The sequence below is a fragment of the Bacillus sp. JJ1122 genome, assembly GCF_036964885.1.
Lineage (GTDB): Bacteria > Bacillota > Bacilli > Bacillales > Cytobacillaceae > Mesobacillus.
Genome location: NZ_JBALQL010000032.1, coordinates 28687 through 42049 on the forward strand (window position 1 = coordinate 28687; position 13363 = coordinate 42049).

Here is a 13363-nt window from a genome sequence, read left to right on the forward strand (position 1 = left end):
CGTTATAACGACCATTCGACTTGAGATTTTACAACTGAAGGGTCATGAGAACCATACTAAAAACCATTCATGATGAGAATTTTCATCTGAAAAGTCATAAGAACTATTATAAAGACCACTCGACGAGAAATTTTTCATCTGAGAGGTCATATACACTTAACCAACTAAAAAAAGCTGTAGACTACCTTGTTTTCTAAGGTTGTCTACAGTCTGAGGTTTCTATTCGGATCGAATCGTTTTTAAATTTTATCTTCTTCTGCTTCTTTTACGGAGGAAGGCTGGGATACTTAGCGAGTCATCTTGATTTTGCGTTTGGCGACCATGCTGGACAGGTTCTTCATAGCTTCTGGGTTCCTCATAACTTCGTTGTTCTCCGTAATTTCGTTGTTCCTCATATCTTCCTGATTCTTCATATACACCGTATTCTTCATATTCTATAGGTTCCATTTCAGTTTTTTCGTAATGAGTAGGTTCTCTGTAAGCTGCACTCTCATGCCGTGCTGCGTGCCTTTGAGATCGGTGCGTTCCGTTTCCTTCTGATAATGAGCGTTGGGAGGTGTTGGATGGCAGTTCGTCATCATGGTTGAATCCAGTTGCAATCACCGTAATCATAATATTTTTATCAAGCTGTTCGTTAATGACGGAACCGAAAATCATATTCAATTCCTGGCCGGTTGCTTCGGCTACAATATCGGCTGCTTCTTGTACTTCATACAGGCTTATATCCTTGCCGCCAGTTATATTCAACAATACACCCTTGGCTCCATCGATGGAGGTCTCAAGCAAGGGGCTGGAGATGGCTTTTTTCGCAGCTGCGACAGCACGTCCATCACCTGAGGCAACACCGATCCCCATTAAGGCTGTTCCTGGAAATGACATGATTGTTTTTACGTCAGCAAAATCAAGGTTGATTAAACCTGGTACGGCAATTAAATCCGAAATACCCTGAACACCCTGCCTGAGGACATTGTCCGCTTCACGGAAGGCTTCGAGCATCGGCGTTCTTTTGTCGACTACTTCCAATAATCGTTCGTTTGGAATGATGATTAAAGTATTAACGGCTTTTTTCATCTCTTTTATTCCGGCTGCCGCATTTTGGGCACGCTTGTTTCCTTCGAATTTGAATGGACGTGTGACTACACCAATTGTCAGCGCGCCAACATCACGCGCGATTTGAGCAATAGCCGGTGCAGCTCCAGTACCAGTTCCTCCGCCCATTCCCGCTGTCACGAACACCATATCGGCGCCTTTTAACACTTCCTCAAGTTCTTGCCTGCTCTCCTCGGCTGCCTTTCTGCCAATTTCGGGATTTGCGCCTGCCCCTAATCCTCTTGTCAGCATACTTCCGATCTGCATCTTGATTTCCGCTTTTGACATATGAAGAGCTTGTGCATCTGTATTAACAGCAATAAACTCTACACCTTGTACTCCATCTTCAATCATCCGGTTAACGGCGTTATTTCCACCGCCACCTACTCCAATCACTTTTACCGTAGCAAATTTATCTATATATGGATCCAAATCAAACATCCCTAGTCCTCCTAATTGTTTTTCTAAGTATCCAGCGCTTTCGTTTTTCTCTATCATTATACAATTCGTTCGAGGAAGTCTTTTCCTGAAGGTTGTTAATGAATTGTAACGCCAAAGTAATAAAAGAGACAAGGATAAGGGGTTGGGTTCTGGGAAATGGAAAGGATTTGGTTCGCCAAGCACATCATTTTTTAGATAATAAATGCCCTAATTCCCGCCTCCAGCCTGTCCACCATAAAAAAGTATAGGTGATATTAAAAGAGTGCTAGTGATAGCGCTTTCAGTGGCTTTTTCCCTAGATATAATGGTCTTGTAAGCACATAAATACAAGTTTGAAAGGGGAATGGGAATGAAGAAAGCTTGGAAATTGATCTCTCTTATGCTGGTTGTCATGTTGTTTACCGGCTTGGCTGCTGGATGTAACAACGGTGGAGGAAAAGTAAACGTTGGTATCGTTCTTCCTACAAAGGATGAGCCTCGTTGGGTGCAGGATGAGCAGCGATTCAAGGATGCCTTATCTGATACAAAGTATTCGACTGAAATTTTATTCAGCCAGGGATCTTCTGCTAAGGAAAAAGAAAACGTTGAAACATTGATTAACAAGGGCATCAAGGTCCTGATTATCAGTCCTCAGGATGGCGATGCTGCAGCTGCTGCAGTAGAAGCCGCTAAAAAGGAAGACATCACGGTTATCGCTTATGACCGTCTTATTACAAATACAGATGCTGTTGACTACTATGTAACGTTCGACAGCCTGGCAGTAGGTGCTGCCCAGGCGCAATACTTGATCGATCATGCGAAAGGTTCTGGCGTGCCGTTGTACTTATACGCTGGTGCTGCTTCTGATAATAACGCGTTCTTGTTCTTCGAGGGTGCATGGAAGGTACTTCAGCCTAAGATTGCTGATGGCACATTCAAAATCGCAAACTCAAGCGAGGCGGAAGCTTTGAAAAATAAGGCTGAGCTTTCTCGTGACGAGCTAAGCAAGATTCTTGGCCAGGTCACGACAAACTGGGATGCAAACGAAGCGAAAAATAAAGCTCAAACACATTTGACTGCAGCAAGCGCTGATCTGAAAGGCGATGTGGCAATCCTTGCTCCAAACGATGGAACAGCTCGCTCAATCGCTGACGTTTTCGCTACAGATGGCGATGTATCAAGCTTTGTTGTAACAGGGCAGGATGCTGAAAAAGCATCAATCCAATATATCATCGATGGCAAGCAGTCCATGACTGTCTTCAAGGATGTACGTACTCTTGTAAAAGATGCAATCGATATGGCGGTTACAGTACTGGATGGCAAAAAGCCTGAAACAACTGGCACATACGATAATGGCAAAGTTGATGTAAAAGCAAAGCAAACAAACGTAATCGTTGTTGATAAAGAAAATGTGAAAAAAGAATTGATTGATTCTAAGTACTATAAGGCAGACGACTTTACAGGTTTGGAATAATACTAAAAAATTGCGCGGAATAGTGGCAGGGCATTCTGTCACTATTTCGCAAATGCATCAGTTGTTTGGTTAAGGGAGGGATCAGGATGAGCGAATTTATTTTGGAGATGAACCAGATATCCAAGGAGTTCACAGGGGTCAAAGCGCTCTCCGATGTTAATTTTAAAGTGAAAAAAGGCGAAATTCACTGTTTGATTGGGGAGAACGGAGCGGGGAAGTCCACCTTGATGAAGGTGACGAGCGGCGTGTATCCCTATGGCACATACGAGGGTGATATCGTTTTTGAAGGAGCTGTGCAGCAGTTTAATAGAATCAGTGACAGCGTGAGCGCCGGCATCGCAATTATTTACCAGGAGTTAGCATTGTTCCCTGATCTTACGGTTTATGAAAATATTTTCGCAGGCAACGAAGTGAAGCGAGGCTCGATCGTCGACTGGAACCAGACCATCGTGAAAGCGAAGGAATTGCTGAAAAAGGTGAAGCTGAATGTAAACCCGGAAACGCTTGTAAAGGATTTGAGCGTAGGGAAGCAGCAGCTGGTTGAAATCGCGAAAGCGCTAAGCAAAAACGTAAAACTGCTCATTCTTGACGAACCAACTGCCGCACTCAATGAAGACGACAGCGAAAACCTGCTGGAGTTATTGGGAGATTTGAAAAATCAGGGAATCACGTGCATTATGATCTCGCACAAGCTGAAGGAAGTCATTTCAATTGCCGATCAGGCGACGGTTCTCCGTGATGGCCGGACAATCTGTACACTCGATGCTTCCAGAGGGGAAGTTTCCGAAAGCATTATCATCAAGAACATGGTCGGCAGGGATATTGAAGATATTTATCCTAAGAGAGCGAACAAAACTTTCGGGGATAAAATTCTTGAATTGAAAAATTGGTGTGCATACGATGCACAGCTTGGCCGCCAGGTTGTAAAGGATGCCAATCTCCATGTGAAAAAGGGTGAAATTGTCGGGATAGCCGGATTGATGGGATCTGGACGGACTGAGCTGGCTTTAAGCATTTTTGGCAATCCGAAGTCTTACAAAGTGCAGGGAGATCTGCTTTTAGATGGTACGACTAGGAAGCTGAAACATCCGAGAGAAGCCATCAAAGCGGGAATTGCCTACGTCACGGAAGATCGCAAGGGCGATGGCCTGTTTTTGCTTCAGGATATTAAAAGTAATGTTTCTGCTGCACATCTGCAGGGTGTCTCAACAAATGGAATCATAAACGATAATGAAGAAATAAAGGTCGCAACGGATTACAAAAAGTCCTTAAACATCAAATCGTCTTCACTCGAGCAATTGGTCGGCAATTTAAGCGGCGGCAACCAGCAGAAGGTGTCTCTCGGCAAGTGGCTGTTCGTTGGGCCGAAGCTCTTGATTCTGGATGAACCGACACGAGGGATTGATGTTGGGGCCAAATTCGAAATTTACACAATCATGAACAAGCTAATCAGCGAAGGCATGAGCATCATCATGATTTCTTCAGAGCTTGGCGAGGTGCTTGGAATGAGTGACCGAGTATACGTCATGGCGGAAGGACAAATCAAAGGTGAGTTGTCCATAACTGAGGCGAATCAAGAAAAGATCATGCAGCTTGCTACGCAATAGGAGGTTATCCCTTGAACTTTTTCACTGAACTTAAGTCGTTGGTCAAAGTAAATATTCGTGACTACGGAATGTATATTGCACTGTTATTCATTATGCTTACCTTCTCACTCATGACGGATGGGCTGTTCATGTCATCCCGTAATATCAGCAACCTGCTCGATTCAGCTGGATATATTGCTGTCCTTGCAGTCGGAATGACGCTGGTCATTGTCATCAGGCATATTGATTTGTCTGTTGGATTTTTGGCAGGCTTTCTCGGAGCGATTGCCGCAATCCTGCTCACACAGGCAGGTGTGCCAATCTATTTAACGATTCCGATCATTCTTGTGCTGGGAATCATTATCGGGCTGTTCAATGGCCTGCTGATCGCTCAGATCGGGATTCCTTCTTTTGTGGCGACGCTCGCAGGAATGCTGATTTTCAGGGGTGCTTTGCTTCAGGTGACGGAGAAATCCGGAACGATTATTATCAAGGACGAAAATTTCAATGCAATTGGAAATGGCTTCATTCCTTCCATCGTAGAAGTGAATGGCCTGCATTTGCTCTCCTTGATTGTCGGTATTGCAGGCATAATTTTGTACATTTACAGCGAAATTTCCACTCGTAAAAATAAGCTTAAATACCAGTTTGAGGTTGTTTCCAAAGGCATCTTCACTCTGAAGCTAGTATTCATTTCAGCCATCATTTCCTATATAACCTGGATTCTCGCAGGCTATAACGGTTTCTCCTGGACAGTTGTCATCATGCTGCTTGTTGTTCTTGTCTATCACTTCCTGACAACAAAAACAGTGCTAGGCAGACATATTTATGCTGTCGGAAGCAACCCGGAAGCAGCCCACCTAAGCGGGATCAACGTTAAGAAAATCACATACATGGTATTCGGTTCGATGGGGATGCTCGCTGCCCTGTCAGGTATTTTATTCACATCCCGCCTGCAATCGGCTACTACGACCGCAGGTACACTGTTTGAGCTTGATGCCATTGCGGCAGCCTATGTAGGCGGAGTTTCCTCAGCAGGCGGTGTCGGCAAAGTAACGGGTGCAATTATTGGGGCGATCGTAATGGCCTCGCTGTCCAACGGGATGAACCTTTTGGGAGTAGGGATCTCTTATCAGTACATCATTCGCGGCGGAGTATTGGCCGCAGCGGTCATATTTGATGTGATGACCCGCAGGAAAAAAGCTTAGTCCGGTTAGAAAAATAGTTGAGGCTGTGTGACATGGTTAATGTAAAGGAACTGTATGTTTCACATGGCCTCTAATCTATGAAGGAGTTTCACATGGTCTCTAATCTATGAAAGAATTCCACAAAATCTTGTATCTATGAAAAATTTTAAAGAGCTGTGTATCTTAAAGAAGTGTGACATCACCCGACTATATGAAAAAAATTTCAAATAGCTCCGTATTTTGAAGAAGGTTACCATCACTCGAATCCATGGAAAAATTCATCTATCATTCCTCCCAGATCGGCTCCTCAACGCATTTTTCTGAATCGTCAAATAAGTATTGAACATTCTCCCGCAGATGGTATTATGAAACTAATTTACTAGTGGAAAAGGAGATTCTTCTTTTGCGAAAAATCGGCATAATCCTACTCTCTTTCTTAATCATTGTCCTCTTTTATTTTACATGTTCGTCCGCGGTAAAGGTCTTTCGCTTTGATTGGGAGATGCCTGAGACTGCCGCTTCAAAGGAGGCTCCATACCGGCTTGTGCTGATTACGCAGGAGCTGGATACACCGTTTTGGGATAAAGTTGGGGCGGGTGCACAAAGGCAGGCAAAAGATGAAGGAGCAAGCCTAGAGGTATGGGGCAGCTACGGGAAGAACCAGGAGGATTTTTTAAAGAAAGTTGAAATTGCCATCCATTCAAAGGTTGATGGAATCATTGTGCAGGGTCTGGATTCGGAAGAGTTTAAGAATTTGACGAAGGTGAAAGCAGCCTTCTATGGAATTCCGATTATCACGGTCGCCAATGATGTGCCAATGACGGAGAGCCTGAGAAGGACATACGTTGGATCTGATCAGTACATGGCCGGAAGGATGATCGCTAGCCAGATGGTCTCTGCAATGGGGTCGTCGGGGAAGATTATCTTGCTGTCTGACAGCCGCCATGAATATTATCAGCAGCAGCGGCTTAACGGAATCCAGGATGTCTTTAAGGACTATCCTGATATACAGACAATCCATGCGGAAACAACTGAGGCGAGGGAGCAGGTGATCGCCACTACGAGGGATATGCTGAATAAGACGCCTGATGCCGATGGTTTTATCGCGGTCAATGCAAATATTGCTGGTTCGATGATTCAGGAAATCAGCAGACGTTCACAGGTTGAGCCTTTCCACATTTTTACGTTCGACGATGCTCCAGATTCGCTCTCGCTGCTCATGCGGGGGAAGCTTGATGGAGTGATTGAGCAATCACCCGAGGAGATGGGCAAGGTTAGTGTCAATTTAATCATGAAATGGCTGAGGAATGAAACGGTCCCTCTTGATAATAAAGGCTACTTGACGGATATTCGGATGCTGAAAGCGATGGACGGAGAATGAATAAAATACAGAAGAAAATTTGGTTGCTCGCCATGGTCGTTTTGGTGTTCATGTCGGCAATTTGGATAGCGCTTACATACTACAATCATAAAACTCAAAGTCAATATAATGATATTTTGCAAAGATATCTAAGTTTTAACGAGGTAACGATCGCAAGCCAGCAGCTGGTAACGGATTTGAATAATTACTTGCTTCTTCCTTCTCCAGGCAATTTAGAGAGGATCAGCCACAGCAAAGAGAAAATCCGCAATGCGAAATACGATGTTTATAAGCTAAAAAATGCAAAAAACGATTTTGCCTTAACGAACTATATGAATCTGATGGACAGTCTGATTGAAACAGCAGACAGGGCCCTTTTGTTCCAGTCTGAAAAGGAAACGGAGGATTCGGCACAAGAGTTTTCCGAAGCGTCGCGAATCTCGATGTATATTTCCGAGACGTCCCTGACCTTGCTTGATAAAGAACTGAAGACTTATGAGCTGATGTATCGGGGAATCATTGGCCAATCAAAGGAACTGAATAAGCTTGGTGTCTGGCTGCTGCTCCTGATTACAAGCTTGAGTTTGCTATTAACCTATTGGATTTCGTTAAGTATCACAAGACCAGTAGAGAGGCTGACCAAAGCGGCGAACGAATTGTCGAAGGGGCGATTCGATTTGCAAATCAAGGTCGAGTCCAACGATGAAATTGCCTTTCTTGCGAAAACATTCGACCATATGAGGGTGAATATCAATAACCTGATTTCAGAAATACAGGAGAAGGCGCAGCTCGAACGTGAACTCCAGCAAAATAAGCTCCTGCTGCAGGAGAGCCAGCTGCTCAGCCTGCAAAGCCAGATCAACCCGCATTTTCTGTTCAACACACTGAATACACTTTCTAAGAAAGCCTATCTGGAAGGCGCAGAAGAAACGAGCAATATGATCGTGAATGTTGCCGGTCTATTGCGCTATAGCTTAAAACGGCTTGATAGGTCTGTCGCGCTATATGAGGAAGTAGCAGTTTTAAAACAGTATATCGACATCCAGGAAGCGAGGTTCACTGAACGTCTGCAGCTTCATATGGAGGTGGATGAATCATGCCAGCATGTGCAGATTCCGGGACTGACTTTGCAGCCAATTATTGAAAATGCCGTCATCCATGCGGTCGAGCCTGAGGAAGATGGCGGTGTGATTTGGTTCCGTATTGCTGATGAAGGCGAAAGTGTAAGGATTGAGATTGAAGACGATGGACCGGGAATGACGGAGGAAAAAATCAAACAAATCCTTGAGGGGCATCAGCTAGTCCAGTCCGGAGGCCACTCAACTGGGATCGGACTCAGTAACGTCGTGAAACGTCTGCGGTTATTTTACGAGAATGAAGATGTGTTAGAGATTCATAGCGAAATTGGAAACGGCACAAAGGTAGTCTTAAAAATACCGAAGGCAAGGAGGATTGCAGAAAATGATAAAACTCCTGATCGTGGATGATGAACAGATTGAGCGGGAAGGAATGCAGGCCATTTTGCATAAAGCCTATCCGAAACTAACCATTCAACAAGCGAGAAATGGAAAAGTTGCTGTAGAAATGGTTGAGGAATTCATGCCTGATCTGATCTTGATGGATATCATGATGCCGGGAATGAACGGCCTTGAAGCGATCGAGCGCATAAGTTCCGTTCATCCAGACATAAAATTCGTCATGGTGACCGCCTATGATATGTTTGATTACGCCCGTTCCGCCTTAAAACTAGGTGTGAAGGATTACTTACTCAAGCCTAGCAAGCCAAGTGAAATCCTTGATACCGTCGGGAGAGTGCTGGAGGAAATAGAAGCGGAGAGAGAAACGCATGCTGTAAACAGGCTTCAGCAGGATGCGCTTGAAAAAGCATTGCGGGTCGTCGAAACCGATGTGGTGACACAGCTGCTGTATGACCATGTGCATGAAGTCCACATAGACTTGCTGATGGAAATGCTAGGCATACAGTCTGCAAGGGAAAGCTTTGTCATGGTTGTTTTGCTGCCTGCTGGCTCTGAACATCTCTACCAGATCATCAAAGAGAAGGTACGTAAAACAGGAAGCGGCTGGGTAGGAGCTTTGTCAGGCTGCCAGCTGCCGATCATAGTTTTTCGTGAACAAGACAAATCATTTCGAACCCAGGCAGTTTCGCTGGCAAGGGACATTCTTTCAGCTGTAAAATCGGATTCCGGTGCCCGCTGGTTCGCAGGGATTGGCAATGCCTATGGCTCTTTGGAGCAAATCAGACAATCCTATCAGGAAGCATTGAACGCTACCATGGATACGTCCCTCCCTGTAAAATATCGTTTTTACGGAGATATGCCAACCCTTGGCGCTGTCAGTGACGGGCAATTGGGCAGGCAAAGGGAAAAGCAGTTATTTGACCAAGTCCGGCTCGGGCAATGGGACCTGGTGATGGATACGGTCATGGATGTGATCCATAGTTATGGTAACGCCGGAACGAATCTATTACAGGCGCAGCAGCGGATACTGGAGCTGCTTTGGATGGCAGCCCGTGTGATGAGTGAGCTCGGCATTGAAATCGATACGCCTACCTATTCTCTTCAGGCACAGGATTACCGCCAGCTTCGGATTGAAACAAGCCATCTGATCGGACAGATGCGACACGCCCATGAGGAGTCTTATGACCGGCTAGAGTCTGATAAGATCCAGCACATTAAACAATACATTGCCGAACATTCACACGAAGATATTTCGCTTGATGCACTTGCCAATAAAGTGGGATTAAGCCCAATCTACATCAGTAAAATGTTCAAAGAGAAGCTTGGGGTCAATTATATCGATTTTTTAACGGAATGCAGGATTGAAAAAGCGAAGAAGCTGCTATCAGACTCCGAGAAAAGCTTGAAGGAAATCACCTTTGAGATCGGCTATCACGAGCCGAATTATTTTAGCAAGGTATTCAAGAAAATGTGCGGTATTTCTCCGACGGAATACAGAAGGACCCTTCTGAGCAAAAAGTGCTGACGAATGTGGGAATTGGGAGAGGGAAAAAATGAGGAAAGTCCTTTTATATGTTGCAGTAGTAATAGGTTTCCTGTCTCTGATGGCCGCGGTGTCAGCGTGTGATGCTGAAAAAGAACAAGCTGTTGTCCGTGAGAAGCCGTCATCAGCCGTCGGCGGAAAATCTGCTGTTGATAAAAAGGTTAAAGTCGGGTTTACAATGGATACTCTGGTCGAGGAACGCTGGCTGAGGGACAGGCAGATGTTCAGGGATGCCGTAAGGGCGCTGGGGGCTGAAGTGGAAATTTTAGCAGCGAACGGTGATGACGTATTGCAAATTGCTCATGCGGAATCCTTGATCAGCCAGGGTGTGGACGTGCTGGTCGTCGTTCCTCACAACGCGGAAGCGACCGCGACCATCGTTAAAAAGGCACATATGGCGGGGATCAAGGTCATGGCCTACGACCGGCTCGTTAAAAATGCAGATATTGATATGTATGTGTCCTTTGATAATGAGAAGGTCGGGGAGCTGCAGGCAGAGGCAATAACAAAGGTAGTGCCTAAGGGGAAATATGTTTATATAGGCGGTGCCATCACCGACAATAATGCGCATCTATTCAAGAAGGGTGTCTTCAACGTGCTTCAGCCATACATCGACAGAGGGGATATAACGGTCGTATTCGATCAGTGGACGAAGGACTGGACACCGGCCAATGCCAAGGAAAACATGAAAGCGGCGCTAAGGGCCAATAACAATCAAATTGATGCAGTCATCGCTGCCAATGACGCAACCGCCGGCGGAGTCATCGAGGCGCTTGCCGAACAGGGCCTGGCTGGGAAAATCCCTGTATCTGGCCAGGACGCTGAACTTGCAGGAACCCAACGGATTGTTGAGGGCACACAGTCCATGACTGTCTACAAGCCACTCAAGGCTTTGACGCAAAAAGCGGCTGAAATCGCAGTGCAGATGGCAAAAGGCGAGACTGTCGAAATCAACAGGAAAGTAAACAACGGCAAAATAGAAGTGCCATCCGTGCTGCTGCCGCCAATCGCTGTTGATAAAACAAATATGGAAGAGACGATTATTGCGGATGGTTTTCATTCAAGGGATGAGGTATTTAGGAACTTGGGTGAGTGATGTTTGGGGATGGTTTTATGGACGATGAAAAGGGCTCGGACTCTACCAGGTATTTGAAAGGGAAAATAGCGGTGGATGTTCTGTTGCTCTTTTTTTATTTTACAGAGCGTTAGAAAAAGGCTGGCAACCATTTCAGGCCACTGCTTTCATGCTAAACCTGCAGCGCAATTACAATATTGCAATAATAAAAATAAAGAAAATTCTCAATCCATTACTTACTAATGCGTGGGCATTGAACACTATGAGACTCTCATGATAGAATATGAAAGGATGTAAACGTTTTAATACATAGGAGGGGATAGGAATGGTTCAGCCTTATAAACACGAGCCTTTCACGAATTTTAAAGTTGAGGAAAACCGTCAGGATTACTTAACAGGATTAAAGACAGTAGAAGGCTATCTTGGTCAGGATTACGACTTGGTGATTGGCGGAGAGCGCATCTCAACTGAAGACAAGATTGTCTCTTACAACCCATCCAATACAGAAGAAGTAATTGGACGAGTTTCAAAAGCAAACCGCGACTTAGCTGAAAAGGCTATGCAGGCTGCTGTTGAAGCGTTCAAAACTTGGAAAAAGGTTAAGCCTGAAACACGTGCAGACGTACTTTTCAAAGCTGCAGCGATCATTCGCCGCCGCAAGCATGAGTTCTCAGCACTTTTAACAAAGGAAGCTGGTAAGCCATGGAACGAGGCAGATGCTGATACAGCTGAAGCAATTGATTTCCTTGAGTACTATGCTCGCCAAATGATTAAAATCAAAGACGGCATGCCAGTAAACAGCCGTCCAAATGAATATAACCGTTATGATTACATTCCTTTAGGAGTGGGAATCATCATCTCTCCATGGAACTTCCCATTGGCGATCATGGCTGGTACAACTGTAGCAGCAATCGTTACTGGTAACACAGTTCTATTGAAGCCAGCTTCTACAACTCCTGTAGTTGCAGCGAAATTTGTTGAAGTGATGGAAGAAGCAGGCCTTCCTGCCGGCGTTCTTAACTTCGTACCAGGAAGCGGCGCTGAAGTGGGCGACTACCTTGTTGACCACAAAGATACTCGCTTCGTAAGCTTCACAGGTTCACGTGACGTGGGCCTTCGCATTTACGAGCGCGCTTCAAAATTGAACGAAGGCCAAATCTGGCTTAAGCGCGTAATCGCTGAAATGGGCGGAAAAGACACAATGGTTGTCGACAAAGATGCTGATCTTGAATTAGCTGCTCAAGCAATCACTGCTTCAGCTTTCGGCTTCTCAGGCCAGAAGTGTTCTGCATGTTCGCGTGCTGTTATCGTTGAAGATGTATACGACCAGGTTCTTAACCGTGTTGTTGAGCTTACTAACGAGCTTAAGCTTGATGATCCAACAGATCAAAGCACATTCATGGGTCCGGTAAACGACCAGGGCGCATTCGACAAGATTATGAGCTACATCGAAATCGGCAAGGAAGAAGGCCGTTTGATGACTGGCGGCGAAGGAGACAGCTCAAAAGGCTACTTCATCAAGCCAACAATCTTTGCTGACCTTGATCCTAACGCTAGACTTATGCAGGAAGAAATCTTCGGACCAGTTGTTGCTTTCGCAAAAGCGAAGGATTTCGATCAAGCGCTTGAAATCGCGAACAACACAGAATACGGCTTAACTGGAGCTGTCATCACGCGTAACCGTGAAAACATCCAGAAGGCTCGCGAAGATTTCCATGTCGGAAACCTTTACTTCAACCGCGGCTGCACAGGCGCAATCGTAGGTTACCAGCCATTCGGCGGCTTCAACATGTCAGGAACAGATTCAAAAGCTGGCGGACCAGACTATCTGCTATTGCACATGCAAGCTAAGACAACTTCAGAGATGTACTAATACAGAATTGGAAATCCCCTTCTCCTTTGCGAGAGGGGGATTTTTTTGTGAGCAAAAAATGGGGTAAAGTCGGACGATAAGGGGATCGAAATTACAGAAGATGTATCCTAATGACCATAGCCAGGCGAAAACAGAGGTTGAATGGTCATAAGAGGAGTTCTAACGACCATTCACAGATGAAAACAGAGGTTGAATGGTCATAAGAGGAGTTCTAACGACCTTTCACAGGCGAAATCAGAGGTGGAATGGTCATAAGAGAAGTTCTAATGACCATTCGC

At 45.2% G+C, this 13363-nt stretch carries 9 protein-coding genes; 8 read left to right on the forward strand and 1 reads right to left on the reverse strand.

From position 1 onward, the window contains the following. Positions 1-246: 246 nt before the first annotated feature. Positions 247-1530, reverse strand: coding sequence for a cell division protein FtsZ (gene ftsZ, locus V7201_RS18410; protein ID WP_335378218.1), 1284 nt, complete (start codon positions 1528-1530; stop codon positions 247-249). 349 nt (positions 1531-1879) lie between these two features. Here ftsZ and V7201_RS18415 point away from each other — a divergent pair, with 349 nt between their 5' ends. The 8 genes from V7201_RS18415 (at position 1880) to pruA (ending at position 13085) form a co-directional block, all read left to right on the forward strand. Further along, entirely contained in the window at positions 1880-2983 is a 1104-nt protein-coding gene (locus V7201_RS18415) for a sugar ABC transporter substrate-binding protein (RefSeq protein ID WP_335378219.1), read from the forward strand. 86 nt (positions 2984-3069) lie between these two features. Beyond that, complete coding sequence (locus V7201_RS18420) at positions 3070-4590, forward strand: sugar ABC transporter ATP-binding protein (RefSeq protein ID WP_335378220.1); 1521 nt, start codon at positions 3070-3072, stop codon at positions 4588-4590. A gap of 11 nt (positions 4591-4601) precedes the next feature. Continuing rightward, the gene (locus V7201_RS18425; protein WP_335378221.1) at positions 4602-5777 is read left to right on the forward strand and encodes a sugar ABC transporter permease; all 1176 of its coding nucleotides are present in this window, start codon (positions 4602-4604) and stop codon (positions 5775-5777) included. Between the two features lie 382 nt (positions 5778-6159). After that, entirely contained in the window at positions 6160-7137 is a 978-nt protein-coding gene (locus V7201_RS18430) for a sugar ABC transporter substrate-binding protein (RefSeq protein WP_335378222.1), read from the forward strand. After that, the gene (locus V7201_RS18435; RefSeq protein WP_335378223.1) at positions 7134-8603 is read left to right on the forward strand and encodes a sensor histidine kinase; all 1470 of its coding nucleotides are present in this window, start codon (positions 7134-7136) and stop codon (positions 8601-8603) included. Before V7201_RS18430 ends, V7201_RS18435 begins: the two co-directional genes overlap by 4 nt. After that, entirely contained in the window at positions 8578-10119 is a 1542-nt protein-coding gene (locus tag V7201_RS18440) for a response regulator transcription factor (RefSeq protein ID WP_335378224.1), read from the forward strand. The genes V7201_RS18435 and V7201_RS18440 overlap by 26 nt, the downstream gene beginning before the upstream one ends. A 28-nt stretch (positions 10120-10147) precedes the next feature. After that, positions 10148-11233 carry a D-xylose ABC transporter substrate-binding protein gene (gene xylF, locus V7201_RS18445; protein WP_335378225.1) on the forward strand — a complete coding sequence of 362 codons (1086 nt, stop codon included), beginning with the start codon at positions 10148-10150 and terminating at the stop codon, positions 11231-11233. Positions 11234-11537: 304 nt separating this feature from the next. Beyond that, the gene (gene pruA / locus V7201_RS18450) at positions 11538-13085 is read left to right on the forward strand and encodes an L-glutamate gamma-semialdehyde dehydrogenase (protein ID WP_335378226.1); all 1548 of its coding nucleotides are present in this window, start codon (positions 11538-11540) and stop codon (positions 13083-13085) included. Positions 13086-13363 lie beyond the last annotated feature (278 nt).